We start from the raw sequence: 17,799 nt of genomic DNA, 5'->3' as shown, positions 1-17,799 counted from the left end.
GCGTAGCCTTGGAAAAATGTTTCCCCTGCGCACGCAAATACAGTAGGCGAGTACGATATTTTTGAATACGCAGGAGATCATCGTGAAACAGGCAATCATCGTCATGGGCGTCAGCGGCTGCGGCAAGTCCACCGTGGGCGAAGAACTGGCCGAGCGGCTGGCTATCCCCTTTATGGAGGGCGACAAGCTTCACCCTGCCTCCAATGTCGAGAAAATGGCTGCCGGAACACCACTTACCGACGAGGATCGTTGGCCGTGGCTTGATCTTGTGGGCGCGGAGCTTCGCAAGGGCTTCGAGGCAGGCGGTGTCGTCATCTCCTGCTCGGCCCTCAAGAAGACCTATCGAGACCGCCTGCGCGATGCCTGCGGTGGACCCTTGGCCTTCGTTTATCTGGAGGGAAGCGAAGCGCTGCTGACCGAGCGTATGGGCGCACGCACCGGCCACTTCATGCCGCTTTCACTGCTCAAGACGCAGCTCGCCACGTTGGAAGTGCCGACCGGCGAATCCGGCGTCGTCACGGTCAGCATCGATGCCACGCCAGACGAGATCACCGAGAATGCCCTGAAGGGCCTGACCGCACTATAGGTTTTCACGCGATTCCGGACGCAAAATCGCCTCACACTTTTGCGGGAATTGCTTTAGGCTCCAGACTCAATTAATCCACCATGTAACGATAGCGGCGATGTAGCATGTTGCCGCGAAGTTGATCATGAGCTTGTCGTATCGTGTTGCAACACGCCTCCAATCCTTGAGACGGCAGAATGTGCGCTCGATGATGTTTCGTCGTCTGTAGGCGATCGGGTCGAAGGGCTTGATCCGCTTTCGGGTTGGATTGTTTGGAATGACGGGTTCAGTGCCGCGCGTTGTCAGGAAGTCGCGCAAAGCGTCGCTGTCGTAAGCCGTATCTGCGGCGCAGAGCCGCGTCGGTGGCAAAGGTTCGAGCAGCGGAATGGCAACGGGTGCGTCCCCGCGTTGCCCAGGCGTTATTCGCAACGCGATTGGACGGCCGCAACCATCGACAACAGCATGGATTTTTGTCGATCTGCCGCCTCGCGAGTGACCGATGGCTTCGGCATCTGCCCCCCTTTTCCGCCAGCGGCTGAACGGTGTGCTTTTGCGGTGGTGCTGTCGATCATATGGATATCCCGATCGGTGGTTTGCACCAAGGCTTCAAACAGTCTTCGCCATATCCCTTTTGCAGACCAGCGATGGAAGCGATTGTAGACGGTTGTTGAGGGGCCGTAGCAGGCCGGACAATCCTGCCATCGGCAGCCGGATCGCAAGACGTGAATGATCCCGCTTATGATCCGGCGATCATCGGTGCGATGAGCGCCAGGCTGGTTGGTGGGAAGCATTGGCGCAATCACTGCCCATTGGTGGTCATCAAGCCAAAATTCTCCGGCCATGGTCAAACACTCCGCTTTTGCGGCAAGTGAATCATGTAGAGATAATATAATCAATAGATTGATTGGGTTTCGACCCTAGAGCGCTTCCTTGTTAAATAGAAACAGTTCTGTTGGTTCAAACGGGACCAACTGATTGTCCGGGCGGCGTGTGCCGTAGCCATAGCATACGGCCAAGCCGCCCGGGCAATCTGTTGGTCCCGTTTGAACCAACCCGAAGGGCCGGGCATCTTTCCGCCAGGATCAAAGGCGATTGGCTCGAACGTACCTTTGGGTATGTCCTTCGCCAATCGCCTTTGCCCTGTCGAAAACCTGCCCCGGCAGAACGTTTCCATTTAACAAGGAAGCGCTCTAGACACCCAGCCTGTCACGCAGGCCGTACCACCATGCGCCGAGCATGGTGAGCGGCACGCGGAACGTCTTGCCGCCGGGGAACGGGTAGTTCGGTAGCGATGACCAGACGTCAAAGCGTTCCGCATGACCCGCGACCGCCTCGCCCAATATCCTGCCCAGCAACTGCGTCGTTGTCACACCATGGCCGCTATCGCCATGGGAGAAGTACACGTTCGGCGACAGACGCCCGATATGCGGAATACGCGTCAGCGTGAGCGCGAAATTGCCGCTCCAGGCGAAATCGATCTTGGTGTTTTGCAATTGCGGGAACGTTTTCAGCATGTTGGGTCGGATGACGCTGGTCAAGTCAGCCGGATCGCTGCCGCCGTACCCGATTCCGCCACCGTAGAGCAGGCGATTGTCGGATGTGCGGCGATAATAATCGAGAATGTAATTGGCATCCTCGACGCAGTAATTGGCAGGCAGCAGCTCTTCGATCAACGCCGCATCCAGTGGCTCCGTCGCCATCACCTGACTGGACACCGGCATCATCCGCTCACCGATTTCCGGCAGCAGACCACCGAGATAGGCATTGCCGCACACCAGCACATATTTCGCGGCGACCTTGCCCTGCGCTGTGCGCACAACCGGGTTCGCGCCCTGCTCGACCGCGATGACGCGCGAGTTTTCGAAGATGCGACCGCCAAGGCTTTCAATCGCTGCTGCTTCGCCGAGAACATAGTTCAACGGATGAATATGTCCGCCGAAACGGTCGATCATGCCACCTGCGTAACGGTCGGACTTCACATATGTGCCGACCTCGGCCTTCGACACCATCTCTAGCCCGGTATGGCCGTGCTTTTCCCAATTGGCCTTGTTGGCGGCCATCTCGGTGATCTGCTTGGGCGTGAACGCCGCAAAGAAACCGCCATCGACCAGATCGCAATCGATCTCGTATTTCGCCACCCGCTCGCGGATGATCTGCCCGCCCTCGAGCGACATTGCGCCTAGCTGTGCTGCTTTCTGCGCGCCATAACGGCGGGCAATGGTGTGGAGGTCTCGGCTGTAGCCATTGACGATCTGGCCGCCATTGCGCCCGGACGCACCGAAACCGACCCGCTCACCCTCCAGAACAATGACGGAAAAACCCTTTTGCGCCAGCTCCAACGCTGCCGACAGCCCGGTGAACCCTGCGCCGATGATGCAGATGTCCGCATCCTGGTCGCCCTGAAGGGCAGTGCGGACCGTCTTGGTGTTGGCAGACGCCGCATACCACGAGGTGGTGTGGCCGGGATTCGGAGCGCTTGTTACTTCAACCATTTTACACCGTCCTGATATAGGCGTCGTATTCGACGTCGGTCACGCGCAGAGAAAATTCGGATAATTCCTGCTGTTTGCAGGCAGAATAGAGCGTGCGATATTTCTGCCCGAACGTCGCATAGGCAAAACTGGAGCGCGTGAAGCGCTGAAGGGCATAGTCCCAGTTCGTTGGCAGCGGCTCGTGGTTGATGGCATGGCTATCGCCGGAGATCGCCCCGCCCGGCTGGCGCTTTTCCTTCATGCCGGCAAGGGCCGCACTGAGGATCATGGCCAGCACCAGATAGGGGTTGGTATCTGCTCCTGCCACGCGGTGTTCGATGCGGGTTGCAGCCTTGCTGGCGACGATCACACGCACGGCAGCGGATCTGTTGTCGATACCCCAGGACGCATAGGTCGGCGCGTGTTCGCTGGGGCGCAGGCGACGGTAGGAGTTTGCATGCGGCGCAAACACCGCCATGCTCTCTCCCATGTTCTCCAGAAGACCGCCGACGGAGTGCATTAGCGCTTCGGATGGACCGTTTTCGCCCGCGTAGATATTGTTGCCGTCCCTGTCGAGCATGGAAAAGTGGACATGCATGCCGTTGCCTGCCTGCATGCCATAGGGCTTGGCCATGAAGGTGGCGTCGAGCTCATGCTTGCGCGCCACACCCTTGACGATGCGTTTCAGGAAGACGGCATCATCAGCCGCCCTCAATGCATCCGGTACGTGGTTGAGGTTGATTTCGTACTGCCCCGGACCGTTTTCGCGAAGGGTCGTGTCGGCACCGACATTTTGGGCGCGACACGCCGTCGAGATGTCGTGGAAGACGCCTTCGAAATCCTGCAATTCGGAAATGGACAGAACCTGCGTCTGGCCGGTATGCCAGCGACCTTCGCGGCTGCGCGGCGGGCGCACGGGGTCAAGCGCCGAGCGGACAGGGTCGATCAGATAGAATTCAAGTTCGGTGGCGACGACCGGCGTCAGCCCGCGACGGGTAAAACCGGCCAGCACCTGCGCCAGAACATTGCGCGGATCGCCATAGAAACCGTTGCCATCGGGGTCCTTCATGGCGAGCAGAACCTGTGCCGTAGGGCGTCCCAACCAAGTGACGCGTGACAGCGTTTCAGGAACAGCAAAGCACAGACCGTCAGGATCGCCAGTGCCCTCGGCAAGGCCTGCGGCATTCACGTCGCGGCCCCATATATCCAACGCGTAGACCGACCGCGGCACGGCCATGCCTTTTTCCAGCACATCAATGGCGCGTTCACGCGGTATCCATTTTCCGCGCGGCACACCGTTTACATCGATGACAAAGGCTTCAAGAATTTCAATATCAGGGTTTTCTTCGAAAAATGTTTTTGCGTAATCAATATCGACCATCATTCACCAGCAGGTTGTTTCATCTTCGGTTCGCGGCAGAGTCGCTAACGGAAAGCATCCACAAGCTGATAAATAAGATATCGCGTCGTCATGATGACATCACGCCTCATTGTTTTCCACGTTCTCGTTGCATCGTACGTGGGCCGGCCCCAGAAGGCCAGCATGTTCTTGAAAACGTTATTCGCTGATCGCTGCCGTCTTGACGGCTTCGATGTTGAAGGCCGCAGCCATCAGCGCCCGCGTATAGTCTTCCTTCGGCGCTTCAAAGATGGATTTCGCCGGGCCGCTCTCCACCACTTTGCCGTGGCGCATGACGATCATGTCGTTGGCCAGCGCTTTGACCACCTTCAGATCATGGCTGATGAAGAGATAGGCCAGATCGTGCTTCGCCTGTAGGTCACGCAACAGATCAACCACCTGCGCCTGCACGCTCATATCCAGCGCCGAGGTCGGTTCGTCCAGCATGACGAAGCGCGGTTTCAGCACCATGGCGCGGGCAATGGCGATGCGCTGCCGCTGTCCCCCGGAAAACTCATGCGGGAAACGCCAGCGGGTGGCGGTGTCGAGACCCACCTCATCCAGCGCCTGCGCCACGCGCCGGTCACGCTCGTCCGCAGACAGGGACTTTTCGTGCACGCGCAGACCTTCGGCTATGATCTCGCCCACCGACATACGCGGGCTGAGCGAACCGTAAGGGTCCTGAAACACCACCTGAAGCCGATTTCTCAGCGGCTTCATCATTGCATAGGAATAACCATCGATGGACTGCCCGATGAAGCTGATGCGCCCCTTGGATGAAATCAGCCGCGACAGCGCCAGACCCAACGTCGTCTTGCCGGAACCGGATTCGCCCACGACGCCCACCGTCTGACCAGCGCGCAGCGTGATATCGATACCATCGACCGCCTTGACATGATCGACAACCTTCCGCATCAGCCCGGCCTTGATCGGAAACCAGACCTTGATGTCATCACCCTGCATGATGACGGGCTTGCTGCTATCGGATATCGGTGGCTCGCCCTTGGGTTCCGCTGCCAGGAGGTGGCGGGTATAGGCGTGCTGCGGATTGGTGAAGACGTCCTCGACGGTGCCGGTCTCGACGATCTTGCCCTTGGTCATCACGCACACGCGGTCGGCGAATTTGCGCACGATGCCGAGATCATGGGTGATGAACAGCATGGACATGTCATGCTGGCTCTTCAAATCGCCCAGAAGCTCCAGGATTTGCGCCTGTACCGTCACGTCGAGTGCTGTCGTCGGCTCGTCTGCGATCAGCAGCTTCGGACGGTTGGCCAGCGCCATGGCAATCATCACACGCTGACGCTGGCCGCCGGACAATTCATGCGGATAGGCCTTCAGCCGCTTTTCAGGTTCGCGAATGCCGACCTGCAACAGCAGGTCCAGTGTCCGCTTGCGCGCCTCGACACCGGTGATGGCCTGATGCAGTTCAAGGATTTCGCCAATCTGCCGCTCGATGCTGTGCAGCGGGTTGAGCGAGGTCATCGGCTCCTGAAAGATCATAGTGATGTCATTGCCACGAACGGCGCGCAGTTCGCGGATCGAAGCATTCAACAGATCCTTGCCCTCGAACAGGATCTGACCCGAGGGATGACTGGCTGCGGGATAGGGCAGAAGCTTGAGAATGGAATTGGCCGTGACCGATTTGCCGGAACCGGATTCGCCAACCAGCGCCACGATTTCACCGGGCATGATATCGAACGAGACATGATCGACGGCCACGCTCTCCTTGCCACCCTGATGGAAGGCGACGGAGAGGTCGCGGACGGAAAGAAGCGGAGCGGTCATCGTATCCTTTACGGCACTCATCGGAATGTCTTTCTCGGATCGAAGGCATCGCGCACCGCTTCACCGACAAAGATCAGCAGCGACAGCATGATCGACATGGTGAAGAAGGCTGTCAGCCCCAACCATGGAGCCTGCAGATTGTTCTTGCCCTGCGCAATCAGCTCACCCAGCGAAGGCGAGCCGGGCGGCATGCCGAAGCCGAGGAAGTCGAGCGATGTCAGCGTGGTGATCGAGCCTGAGAGAATGAAGGGCAGGAAAGTCAGTGTCGCTACCATGGCGTTGGGCAGAAGATGGCGAAACATGATCGTGCCGTTGCCGACACCCAATGCACGGGCCGCGTTCACATATTCAAAGTTTCTGGCGCGCAGGAACTCGGCGCGGACAATGCCGACGAAGCCCACCCATGAGAAAAGCAGCATGATGCCGAGTAGCACGAAGAAGCCGGGCGGCAGGATGGCGGCGATGATCAGCAGGATGTAGAGCACCGGCATGGACGACCAGATCTCGATGAAGCGCTGCATTAGAAGGTCGGTCCAACCCCCGAAATAACCTTGCACCGCACCGGCGCTGACGCCGACGATGGCAGAGGCGATGGTGAGCGCAAGGCCAAACAGCACTGAAATGCGGAAACCATAGATGACACGAGACGCGACATCGCGGGCCTGATTGTCGGTGCCGAGCCAGTTGAGATTGCCCAGCGTGCAGCCCGGATCGGCAGCCCCTTGCGGATAGCCCGAGCAACGCTCCTGCGCATCCATCAACCAGAAGGGGGCCGTCGGGGCCGAATGCGGAATGTTGGAATTGACCGTCTGGTAGGAATAGCGGATCGGCGGCCAGATCATCCAGCCATTGGCGCTGATCTCATCCTGAATGAAGGAGGATTTGTAATCCGTCTGGGCAAGGAAGCCGCCGAATTTCTCTTCCGGATAATCCACCATCACAGGCACGAGAATCTCGCCCTTGTAGGAGGCGATGATCGGCTTGTCATTGGCCAGAAACTCGGCAAACAGGCTGAGGCCGAAGATCAGCAGAAAAAGCCAGAAGGACCAGTATCCCCGGCGGTTCGCCTTGAAATTCTGCCACCGCCTGACGCTGGTTGGCGAGAAGAAGGGCCGCTTTTGAGGCAACACATCGGTAACGATGGGCGTTGTCACGGTCATCACACGTCCCTCCGCTCGAAGTCGATGCGCGGATCGATCCAGGTGTAGATCATGTCGGAGATGAGGCTGACGACGAGGCCCATGAGCGAGAAGATGAACAGCGTTCCGAACACGATCGGATAATCGCGATTGACGACCGAGAGGTAGCCGAGCCGCCCAAGACCATCGAGCGAGAAGATGTTTTCGATCAGAAGCGAGCCGGTGAAGAAGGCGGAGATGAAGGCACCGGGAAACCCTGCGATGACGATCAGCATGGCGTTGCGGAAGACGTGGCCGTAGAGCACCTTGCGCTCCGACAGACCCTTGGCGCGGGCCGTCACCACATATTGCTTCTTGATTTCATCGATGAAGGAGTTTTTGGTCAGCAGTGTCGTCGTGGCAAAAGCGGACAAGACAAGCGCCGTCAGCGGCAGCGCCAAATGCCAGAAGTAGTCGATGATCTTCTGCCACCATGTCAGTTGCGCAAAATTGTCGGAGGTCAGCCCGCGCAGCGGGAACCAGTCGAAGAACGAACCACCGGCAAACACCACGATCAGCAAAATGCCGAACAGGAAGCTCGGCACCGCATAACCGACGATCACGATGCCCGATGTCCAGACATCGAATCGCGATCCATCCGAGACCGCCTTCTTGATGCCGAGCGGAATCGAGATGGCGTAGGAGATGATCAAGATCCAGAAGCCCAGCGAAATCGAAACCGGCAGCTTGTCGATGATGAGATCGATGACGGAGGAATTGCGGAAGAAGCTGTCGCCGAAATCGAAGCGGATGTAATTCCACATCATCTCGAGAAACCGTGTGAGCGGCGGTTTATCGAAACCGAACTGCTTTTCGAGCTTGGCGATTAGCTCGGGGTCCAGTCCTTGCGCGCCGCGATACTTCGAACCGCTTTCATCCATCCCCCCACCCATCAGGTCGCCACCGCCTGAAAGTCGGTCGGAGGCGCTGTCGCCGGAGCCGGAAAGCTGGGCAACGACCTGCTCCACAGGTCCACCCGGCGCAAACTGAATGACGAGGAATGAGATGCCCATGATGCCGATGATGGTCGGTATCATCAAGGCAAGACGCCGCAAAAGATAAGCTCCCATCAGGCGCCTCCCTCAATGGCATCGGGCTCGGTTGTCATCGGCTTCGTCAAACCGTTTCCTTTCGGGCCTGCGGTATCCCACAGGCGGCGTGATTCGTAATCGCTCATGTGAATCAAGGCTTGGCCTATAAAGCAAGGCCCAGCTTATTTTCCGGCACTTGCAGACCACCAGGCGTCGGGGAAGCCGATGCCATAGCGAGGCAGTGTCTGGGGCTGTACCAGCGTATTCCAGTAGGCGAGCGTCATTTCCCCGCGATAGAATTGCGGGATCACATAGTTTCCGGCCAGAAGCACCCGGTCCAGCGCCTTAACTGCTGCGACCTGATCATCGCGGTTCGCTGCAAAAATAATCTTGCGCACAATCGCATCCACGGCAGGGTTGCTGATGCCCGCAAAGTTCTTGGACCCTTGGCGATCAACCGCCTTCGAGCCCCAATAATCCGCCTGCTCATTTCCTGGATTCGCGCTCTGAGCCCAGAGATTGACAATCATGTCGAAATCAAACGAGCGGGTGCGATTTGTGTATTGTGACGTATCCACCACCCTGACTGTCGCATTGATCCCGATCTTTTTCAGATTCTGTGCGTAGGTCACCACCACGCGCTCCATCGCAGCGGAATCGACAAGTATCTCAAACTCGAAAGGCTGGCCTGTGGAGGCGTTCACCATTCGGTTGCCGCGAAGCTCGTAACCCGCTTCCTTCATGAGTTTCACGGCTTCACGGAGGTTGTCACGCTGCTTTGCCGGATCGCCGCCGACCGGATTTTTATACTCTTTCGTAAAGACTTCAGGCGGAATCTGGTCTTTGACTTCGTTGAGAATTTCCAGCTCTTTTCCTTCCGGAAGGCCTGAGGATGCCAGATCGCTCCCCATGAAGTAGCTGCCGATTCGTTGATATTGGTTATAAAACAGCGTGCGGTTCATGTCCTCGAAATCGAAGGCGTAGTTCAAGGCCAGACGAACGTTCGGGTCTTTGAACTTGTCTCGTCGTCCATTGGGCACGAGCGCCTGCATGATGCCCACTGAACGATAGATGTTGGGTAGCTCTTCTTTTTTGACCCGACCGTCTCTGACGGCAGGAAAATCATAACCGGTCGCCCACCGACCTGCGGAATTCTCCTGCCAAAAGTCCGTATTTCCAGCCTTGAAAGCCTGAAATTCAACATCCCGGTCAGTATAAAATGTGTAGCTCACGGTCTTGAAGTTGTTCATTCCGACATTGAGGTTGAGGTCCTTGCCCCAATAATCGTCACGTCGTTCATAGGTTATGGTTGAACCTGGCGAGATGGATGCAATCTTGTAGGGGCCGGAGCCCATCACCGGCTCAAGCGTGCCGCGGGAAATATCGCGGGGCTTGCCGTCTGCACCATTGGCTTCCCACCAGTGTTTCGGCACGACCATGATCTGGCCGACGATCTGTGGAAGTTCCTTGTTGTTCTTTTCATTGAATGTGAAGGTGACTTCGCGCTCACCAGTCACTTCAGCTTTGCTGACATGGGTATAGTAGGTTGCAAGTTGTGGACTTAAGTCCTTCGCTTTTTCGAAACTGAACACGACATCTTCAGGCGTTACCGGCTGACCATCGGCCCACTTGGCTTCTTTTCGCAGGCGAAAACTGGCCTTGGAGATATCATCGGGAAAGCTGACGGCTTCGGCAAGAAGGCCGTAGGATGAGGAGAGCTCCTCTTCCGAGGATTTCATGAGTGTATCAAAGACAGCGCCGAGCCCGGTCGCAAGCTCCCCCTTTGCCAACAGAGGATTGACCGTATCGAACGTACCAGCGGTCGACAGCCTTAGCGTCCCGCCCTTGGGTGCGTCAGGATTCACATAATCAAAACGCTCAAAACCATTTGGATGCTTCAAATCGCCAATCGTCGAAATCCCGCTGCGCCAATTGTCGCTGTCTTGAGCGTTTGCCGCAATCGGCGCTGCCACGAACGAGACGGCGGCCAGAGCGAACAAACCGGATTTCAACCTTGCAAATGCCATAGGGCGACAGTCCTCTTCGTTTTTCATTGCTGTGCAGCATAAGACAAACATTGGCAAAATATAGGGGATTTGGCTCACAAGCAGTTTATGTCGCTGAAATCGGCGAACATGCTTTCACCTAATTCGCATTCCAGCGTAATCTTGCAAAGAGAATCATTTCAAGCATTGCAGGCGGCGGACCATATGGAAAAACAGGTAAGGGGCGTGGGCAAAGCATCACTCCTGGCACTCTCGATGATGTCCATTCTTGCCGTCGATAGCGGTTCCGCCTTTGCGCAGGACGCTCCCGCCAAGCAGGTCTTCGGCAATATCGCCTTACCATCTTCCGGTCCATCCGCCTCTTACGGCTCCTATGCCAAGGGTTGCCAGTCCGGTGCCGTGGCGCTTCCCACCGAGGGGCAAGGCTTTCAGGCCATGCGGCTTTCCCGCAACCGCCGCTGGGGCCAGCCGCAGATGATTTCCTTCATCGAACGCTTTGCGCAGGATGCCCAGAAGATCGGCTGGCCAGGCCTGTTGATCGGCGATATCTCGCAGCCGCGTGGTGGCCCGATGCTGACGGGCCACGCCTCGCACCAGATCGGCCTCGATGCCGATATCTGGTGGCGACAGATGCCCAACCAGATCATGAGCGCCGAACAGCGCGAGAGCACGCCCTTCATCTCCATGCTCGACAAAAGCAAGTTCCTGACGGTAGACGATCGAAAATGGTCTCCGCTCAATGCCAAGCTGGTGATGATGGCGGCAAGTTACCCGCAGGTAGAGCGTATCTTCGTCAATCCGGCCATCAAGCAGAAGCTGTGCAAGACATGGACGGGCGACCGCACCTTCATGGGCAAGATCCGTCCGATCTACGGACATGACGAGCATTTCCACGTGCGTCTGGAATGCCCGCCCGGCGCTCCCAACTGCAAGCCGCAGGCACCTGTTGGTGCCGGCGATGGCTGCGACAAATCGCTGGCATGGTGGTTTACCAAGGAACCTTGGGCAGCCCCTAAAAAAGACCCAAATGCCAAGCCGCCAAAGCCGCCGCGCCCGATGATGGTATCCGATTTGCCGAAGGCCTGCGCTGCCATCGCGGCAGCACCTTCGGCGGGCCGTGCAACAAGTGCTGCGGCACAAAAGTCCTACGCGCCCGCAGCGATTGAATCTGAAGTGGAAGATGCCGGTCCGCAGTCGTCCCGTTCGGGCGGACCCATGCCGCCTGCCGATGTCCCCCGGCCATCCTCCCGCCCATCATCGAATTGATAGCGCGCGGCTTTCCAACCGGTACAAAGTTGCGGTAGAAGGCTTCAAATCGATTGAGAAACCGCGATCTGAACAAGGCTGGGGCGCAGACATCATATGACGGGGCAACGCTGTATCGCTTTGATCGCGCATGACCAGAAAAAAGACGATATGGCGGATTTCGCACGGCAGCATCAGGCCGCCCTGTCGCGATTCAGGATCGTCGCCACGGGCACCACCGGCGGGCGGGTACAGGATGCCTGTCCAGGCTTGAGCGTTGTGCGCCTGAAGAGTGGCCCGCTGGGTGGTGATCAACAGATCGGCGCTATGATCGCGACGGGCGACGTCGACATGCTGATCTTTTTCATCGATCCTCTCTCTTCCCTACCCCACGACGTGGACGTCAAAGCCCTGACGCGCCTTGCGACCGTCTATGACATTCCCATGGCCTTGAACCGCGCCACCGCCGAACAATTGACCGACTTTCACGAGACACATTGATATCCGGCCATCCAGGAGCAGCGATGACCAAGCAGAACGAAACACTTTCCTTTCCGATTCTGATCGGAGACATCGGCGGCACCAATGCGCGCTTTTGCATTCTGCCGGATGCGGATGCCGAACCGACGCTCCTGACGAGCGTCAAGACCGCCGACTTTAAGTCCATCGACGACGCGATCCAGAAAGCCGTGCTGGATCACACGGACTTGCTGCCCGTTTCCACCATCCTCGCGGTCGCCGGCCCGATCGAGACCGACGAGATACCGCTGACCAACTGCCACTGGGTCGTCAAGCCGAAGGAGATGCTCGTCAATCTTGGCTTGAAAGACGTCATCGTCATCAACGATTTCGAAGCGCAGGCTCTCGCCATCGCCTCGCTTGGTGGTGATGACAGAGAGACTATCGGCCCTGATGAACCGGATATGATGGCGTCGCGCGTCGTGCTTGGGCCCGGAACCGGGCTGGGTGTCGCAGGCCTCGTTTACGCGCGTAACATGTGGTTTCCCGTTCCCGGCGAAGGCGGTCACATCGATATTGGCCCACGCAGCGCACGCGACTATCAGGTCTTTCCGCATCTCGACAGCATCGAAGGGCGCATTGCAGGCGAGCAGATCCTGTCCGGTCGAGGGCTCGTCAATCTCTATCGCGCCATTTGTAAAGCCGATGGCATGAAGCCTGACTTTTCCGATCCCGCAGACGTGACGGCAAAGGGATTGAGCGGTGAAAACCGCCAGGCGCAGGAAACTCTGTCGCTGTTCAGTACCTATCTCGGCCGGATCGCTGGCGATATGGCATTGATTTTCATGGCCCGTGGCGGTGTCTATCTTGCCGGTGGCATCTCGCAGAAGATCATTCCCGCCTTGCGCCTGCCGGAGTTCCGCGCAGCCTTCGAAGACAAGGCCCCGCACAAGGCTCTGATGCGCAGCATTCCGACCCACGTCGTCACTCATCCGCAGGCGGCCTTGGCCGGACTTTCGACGTATGCCCGCACGCCAGCGAATTTCGGCCTGACATTGGATGGGCGGCGCTGGCAGGCGTGACGGCCAAGTCTGCACTGGTCAAAACCTGCCCGAATGTCTATAGACGCCGGTTGAAGAGACGGCCTGCCCGTCTGAACCGCACAAGGTGGATGAACCTTTGAAGACCGCCAAGACAAGAAAAACTGTGGATTCCGAAACGATGACCGCAGTTTTGAAACGCGTATTCGCCGAAAATGCGCGTGACCACATTCCCGGATATGCCTTCGCGATATTCTGCCTGCTGGCAGTCGCAGGCACGACGGCTTTCACGGCATGGATCATGGACTCGATCATCAACGAGGCCTTCGTCAACAGACGCGCCGATCTCGTCTGGATCATCTGCGTTTCCATTTTTGCGGCCTTCTTCATTCGCGGTCTGGCAACCTATGGCCAATCGGTGGCGCTGTCGAAAATCGGCAACAACATCGTCGCCCGCTACCAGAAGCGGCTTTACGCGCACCTCATGACCCTGTCGGTCGGCTATCTCAGCGAATCGCGGTCGGCGCATCTTTCTGCGCAGGTCAGCCAGAACATCGGCGGCATTCGCGATGTCATGAACATGACCGTCACCTCGGTCGCCCGAGACCTTTTGACCTTTATTGCCCTTGTGGTCGTGATGATCGTCAAGGACCCCATTCTATCGCTCATCATCGTCGTCATCGTGCCGCCGCTGGTTTTAGGTCTGCGCTACATCGCAAGACGCCTTCGCAAGGCGACACGCGACGCCGTCATCCTCAACAGTCGCGTGCTGGGCGCGATGCAGGAAACGCTTCAAGGCATTGCCATCGTCAAAGCCTTCACCATGGAAAAGCCGCTGGAAGATCGCGTCAACAAGGTGATCGAAGCGGCTGAATGGCGCGCGAACCGCATTGCCAAACTGACAGAAAAGACGGCACCGCTGACCGAAACGATCGCGGGCCTGGCGGTCTCCGGTGTTCTCGGCTACGCCGCTTATCGTGCGATCTATGACAATGTCCCGCCTGGCGCCTTCTTCGCGTTTATCACCGCCCTTCTTCTCGCCTATGATCCTGCGCGCCGTCTGGCCCGCCTGCAGGTTTCCATGGAGCGTGCCGTCGTCAATGCCCGCATGATCTATGAAATTCTCGATATGCAGCCCCTGCAGCGTGAAAAGCCCAACGCGCCAGACTTGACGACGACCAGCGCCACGGTCGAATTTCGCGATGTTGTCTTCTCGTACAAGGATGGCGGACCCATTCTGAAGAATGTCAGCTTCACCGCCGAAGGCGGCAAGACGACAGCGCTGGTGGGTCCATCGGGTGCAGGCAAGTCGACCATCATCAACCTCATTCCGCGTTTTTACGACCCAAGCGGCGGCGCGATCCTGATCGATGGTCAAAACATCGCCGATGTCACGACACGCTCGGTTCGATTGAACCTGGCCTATGTGTCGCAGCAGCCATATCTGTTCGAAGGCACCATCCGCGACAACATCCGCTATGGCCGCCCCGAAGCAACGGACACCGAGATAGAGGACGCAGCAAAGCTTGCATTCGCGCATGATTTCATTCTCGCGCAGCCGCAGGGCTATGATACCGCAGTGGGTGAAAATGGCATGAGCCTTTCGGGCGGTCAGCGCCAGCGTCTGTCGATTGCCCGCGCGCTGGTGCGCAACGCGCCCATTCTTCTGCTCGATGAAGCGACATCCGCGCTGGATACGGAGTCGGAAGCGGTCGTGCAGAAGGCGCTGGATACGGCCATGTCCGGCCGCACCGTCATTGTCATCGCGCACCGTCTGTCGACTGTGGTGAAAGCGGACAAGATCGTCGTCATGAACGAAGGTCTGGTCGTGGAAGAAGGCGCGCACGAGACGCTTGCGCGCCAGGAGGATGGTCTTTACGCTCGCCTCAACAATCTTCAGGCAACGGGTGTGCGTGGCCTTTGAACCGGAAAGCATGAGCGAGGCAGCATGAGCGGCGATGGCATGAAACTGGTGGTCGTGGGTGCGGCTGGTCGTATGGGGCAAACCCTGATCCGGCTGATCCATGAGACACCGGGCGTTCAGCTTCATGCAGCGGTCGGGCGTGAAGGCTCACCGTTCATCGGCCGTGACGCTGGCGAGCTTGCCGGTCTGGGTCCAATCGGTCTACCTGTAACCAGTGATGCACTCGCTGCTTTCGTGCACGCCGAGGGCGTCATCGATTTCACCTCACCCACAACAAGCACGACTTTTGCAGGGCTAGCGGCGCAGGCGCGGATCGTTCATGTCATCGGCACGACCGGCTGCTCGCCGCAAAACGAGGAGACGTTTCGGGCAGCTGCTCGCCATGCCCGAATCGTGAAATCCGGCAATATGAGCCTCGGAGTCAATCTGCTGAGCGTGTTGACCCGGCAAGCAGCGAAGGCGCTTGAAGCCAACGCCTGGGACATCGAAATCCTCGAAATGCATCACAAGCACAAGGTTGACGCGCCGTCCGGTACCGCACTGCTGTTAGGCGACGCCGCAGCACAGGGTCGCGGTATTGACCTTGCGGCCAGATCGGTGCGCGTTCGTGATGGTCATACCGGCCCGCGCGAAGGCGGCACGATCGGCTTTGCCACATTGCGCGGTGGCTCTGTCGTGGGAGACCACTCGGTGATTTTTGCCGGCGAAGGTGAGCAGGTCACGCTTTCGCACCACGCCGCAGACCGGACGATCTTTGCCCGTGGCGCAATCGCTGCCGCCGTCTGGGCACACGGCCAAAAGCCGGGCTTTTATTCGATGCTGGACGTTCTCGGTCTGGCTGAAAAACCATAACCAACCTCTGGAGAGACATTGCTATGAGCGGAACCCTCGTCCTCGTTCGTCACGGCCAAAGTGACTGGAACCTCAAGAACCTCTTCACCGGTTGGCGCGACCCGGACCTGACCGACCTTGGCGTTCAGGAAGCCAATGCCGGTGGCAAGGCGCTTGCCGATTACGGCATCAAATTCGATGTGGCGTATACGTCGTCGCTCATCCGTGCCCAGCGCACCTGCCAGATGGTTCTCGACAATGTCGGACAATCCGATCTCGAAACGATCCGCGATGAGGCTTTGAACGAACGCGACTACGGAGATTTGTCCGGCTTGAACAAGGATGATGCGCGCGCGAAGTGGGGCGAGGATCAGGTCCACATCTGGCGCCGCTCCTACGACATCCCGCCGCCAGGCGGCGAAAGCCTGCGCGATACGGGCGCGCGCGTCTGGCCATATTATCTGACGGAAATTCTGCCGCGTGTGCTGCGCGGCGAAAAGGTGCTGGTGGCTGCGCACGGCAATTCGCTGCGCTCGCTCGTCATGGTGCTGGACAAGTTGAGCAAGGACGAGATCCTCAAGCTCAATCTCGCGACCGGTGTGCCCATGGTCTACAAGCTGAATGCCGATTCAACCGTCGCCGCGAAAGACGTGTTGGGCGATATGTCGGCCGCGCATTAAGGCCAAACGAAAAGAGCGCCCGTCAGGATATGGCAGGGCGCTCTCATGATCGAATAAATTAGCAGTATAGGGGCTCATCGAAGCATAGCTTCAGAAGTTACGATGTTCGCCGAACCAGTAGGCGCAAAATACTGTTGAACCCGCGAAAACAGCGAAGAACGTCGCGATAAGAATTCCAATTTCCATGATCGTTTACTCCTGTCATCTTTTGAAACTTGCATTGATAACGCACGATGCTTGAAGAAGTTTCATTGACGGTCCAAAGCCCTGTTGTCGTGCAGTGTCACGCGGTCCTCGGGGGGCGTTGAAACAAGTGGAAACCGGACAAACGTCCTCGCTTGATGCGATATCACGACAAGCATCATCATTCCGTCACGCAGAAGCATTAATTCGCTGTGACAGCCTTGAACATCAGAGGCGATTTCATTCAAACTGTCGTTTGATCGTGACTATCGAAAGTGCTGCCCCGTGCGTTACGCCATTTATTTCACACCAGCGAAAGACGATGCCCTTACTGAAACGGCCTCGCGATGGCTCGGGCGACATGCGTTCACGGGTGCTCACTACGAGGAACACGCAGCTTATGCCAACACGACCGCTGAACCTTGCCGCTACGGATTTCATGCGACGCTGAAAGCACCCTTCGAGCTTGCGTCTGACCGTAGCGAGACCGATCTTTTGACGGCCTTGCGCGCCTTTGCCGGCAACCGTCAAGCCTTTGATATCCCGAATGCCGTTATCGGAACGCTCGGCCCCTTTTTTGCTGTCGTGCCCGACAGGGTCCATCAGCCGCTGCAGGATTTCGCTGCAGATGTTGTCCGCTATTTCGAATCCTTCCGAGCGCCCCTTTCAGAGAGCGATATCGCGCGACGCAGGCCGCAAAACCTGACGGAAAACGAGAGGCAGAACCTGACGCGATGGGGTTACCCGCATGTCATGGACGATTTTCGCTTTCACATGACGCTGACCGGGCCTGTGCCTGAGAACCGCCGTTCGGACGTGGCAAGCGTTCTCAACCGCGAATTTGCCGCCTTTACCAATCGCCCGCTGACGATTTCGGGGCTAGGACTGTTTGTTGAGCCGGCGCGCGGCGATGATTTTACCGTCCATACCTGGTTGCCCCTTGCCGGATCCGCCGGACAGACGCACGGCGCCGATAGCGCCAACGACACGAAAGACTGA

General features: G+C 57.9%; 14 protein-coding genes and 1 pseudogene. 8 read left to right on the top strand and 7 right to left on the bottom strand.

Annotation, left to right across the window (positions count from 1 at the left end; all coding sequences use genetic code 11):
- Positions 1-103: 103 nt before the first annotated feature.
- Complete coding sequence (locus tag RMR21_RS00415) at positions 104-586, top strand: gluconokinase (protein WP_498670193.1); 483 nt, start codon at positions 104-106, stop codon at positions 584-586.
- Positions 587-652: 66 nt separating this feature from the next.
- Here RMR21_RS00415 and RMR21_RS00410 read toward each other — a convergent pair.
- The 7 genes and pseudogenes from RMR21_RS00410 to RMR21_RS00380 form a co-directional block, all read right to left on the bottom strand.
- Positions 653-1,356 (bottom strand): annotated as a pseudogene (locus RMR21_RS00410) (IS5 family transposase).
- A gap of 399 nt (positions 1,357-1,755) precedes the next feature.
- Positions 1,756-3,057, bottom strand: a complete 1,302-nt coding sequence (locus RMR21_RS00405; protein ID WP_498668785.1) for an NAD(P)/FAD-dependent oxidoreductase — start codon at positions 3,055-3,057, stop codon at positions 1,756-1,758.
- A 1-nt stretch (position 3,058) separates the two neighbouring features.
- A complete protein-coding gene (locus tag RMR21_RS00400; RefSeq protein ID WP_498668783.1) occupies positions 3,059-4,420 on the bottom strand; it encodes a glutamine synthetase family protein in 1,362 nt (453 codons plus the stop codon).
- Positions 4,421-4,594: 174 nt separating this feature from the next.
- Positions 4,595-6,244: an ABC transporter ATP-binding protein gene (locus tag RMR21_RS00395; protein ID WP_498668782.1), complete on the bottom strand. Its 1,650-nt coding sequence runs from the start codon at positions 6,242-6,244 to the stop codon at positions 4,595-4,597.
- Entirely contained in the window at positions 6,241-7,383 is a 1,143-nt protein-coding gene (locus RMR21_RS00390) for an ABC transporter permease (RefSeq protein ID WP_498668781.1), read from the bottom strand. The genes RMR21_RS00395 and RMR21_RS00390 overlap by 4 nt, the downstream gene beginning before the upstream one ends.
- Positions 7,383-8,471, bottom strand: coding sequence for a microcin C ABC transporter permease YejB (locus RMR21_RS00385; protein WP_183896707.1), 1,089 nt, complete (start codon positions 8,469-8,471; stop codon positions 7,383-7,385). The genes RMR21_RS00390 and RMR21_RS00385 overlap by 1 nt, the downstream gene beginning before the upstream one ends.
- A gap of 143 nt (positions 8,472-8,614) precedes the next feature.
- On the bottom strand, positions 8,615-10,459 hold the full coding sequence (locus RMR21_RS00380) for an extracellular solute-binding protein (RefSeq protein ID WP_498668780.1): 1,845 nt from the start codon (positions 10,457-10,459) through the stop codon (positions 8,615-8,617).
- 183 nt (positions 10,460-10,642) lie between these two features.
- Between RMR21_RS00380 and mepA the strand changes: the two genes are divergently transcribed.
- The 7 genes from mepA to RMR21_RS00345 all read left to right on the top strand — a co-directional run bounded on the left by mepA (position 10,643) and on the right by RMR21_RS00345 (position 17,799).
- Positions 10,643-11,704 carry a penicillin-insensitive murein endopeptidase gene (mepA, locus tag RMR21_RS00375; protein WP_498668779.1) on the top strand — a complete coding sequence of 354 codons (1,062 nt, stop codon included), beginning with the start codon at positions 10,643-10,645 and terminating at the stop codon, positions 11,702-11,704.
- A 96-nt stretch (positions 11,705-11,800) separates the two neighbouring features.
- A complete protein-coding gene (locus RMR21_RS00370) occupies positions 11,801-12,184 on the top strand; it encodes a methylglyoxal synthase (RefSeq protein ID WP_498668778.1) in 384 nt (127 codons plus the stop codon).
- Between the two features lie 23 nt (positions 12,185-12,207).
- Positions 12,208-13,224 carry a glucokinase gene (locus RMR21_RS00365; protein ID WP_498668777.1) on the top strand — a complete coding sequence of 339 codons (1,017 nt, stop codon included), beginning with the start codon at positions 12,208-12,210 and terminating at the stop codon, positions 13,222-13,224.
- Positions 13,225-13,363: 139 nt separating this feature from the next.
- Positions 13,364-15,106 (top strand): ABC transporter ATP-binding protein, encoded by a 1,743-nt coding sequence (locus RMR21_RS00360; protein WP_498668776.1) that lies wholly within the window; start codon positions 13,364-13,366, stop codon positions 15,104-15,106.
- 24 nt (positions 15,107-15,130) lie between these two features.
- On the top strand, positions 15,131-15,958 hold the full coding sequence (dapB, locus tag RMR21_RS00355; RefSeq protein ID WP_498668775.1) for a 4-hydroxy-tetrahydrodipicolinate reductase: 828 nt from the start codon (positions 15,131-15,133) through the stop codon (positions 15,956-15,958).
- 23 nt (positions 15,959-15,981) lie between these two features.
- Positions 15,982-16,617 carry a 2,3-bisphosphoglycerate-dependent phosphoglycerate mutase gene (locus RMR21_RS00350; RefSeq protein ID WP_498668774.1) on the top strand — a complete coding sequence of 212 codons (636 nt, stop codon included), beginning with the start codon at positions 15,982-15,984 and terminating at the stop codon, positions 16,615-16,617.
- A 468-nt stretch (positions 16,618-17,085) separates the two neighbouring features.
- Positions 17,086-17,799, top strand: coding sequence for a DUF1045 domain-containing protein (locus tag RMR21_RS00345; RefSeq protein ID WP_498668773.1), 714 nt, complete (start codon positions 17,086-17,088; stop codon positions 17,797-17,799).

The organism is Agrobacterium sp. rho-8.1 (assembly GCF_033957725.1).
Lineage (GTDB): Bacteria > Pseudomonadota > Alphaproteobacteria > Rhizobiales > Rhizobiaceae > Agrobacterium.
The sequence above is the reverse complement of the archived record's forward strand: the minus strand, read 5'-3'. Positions and strand labels throughout refer to the sequence as shown.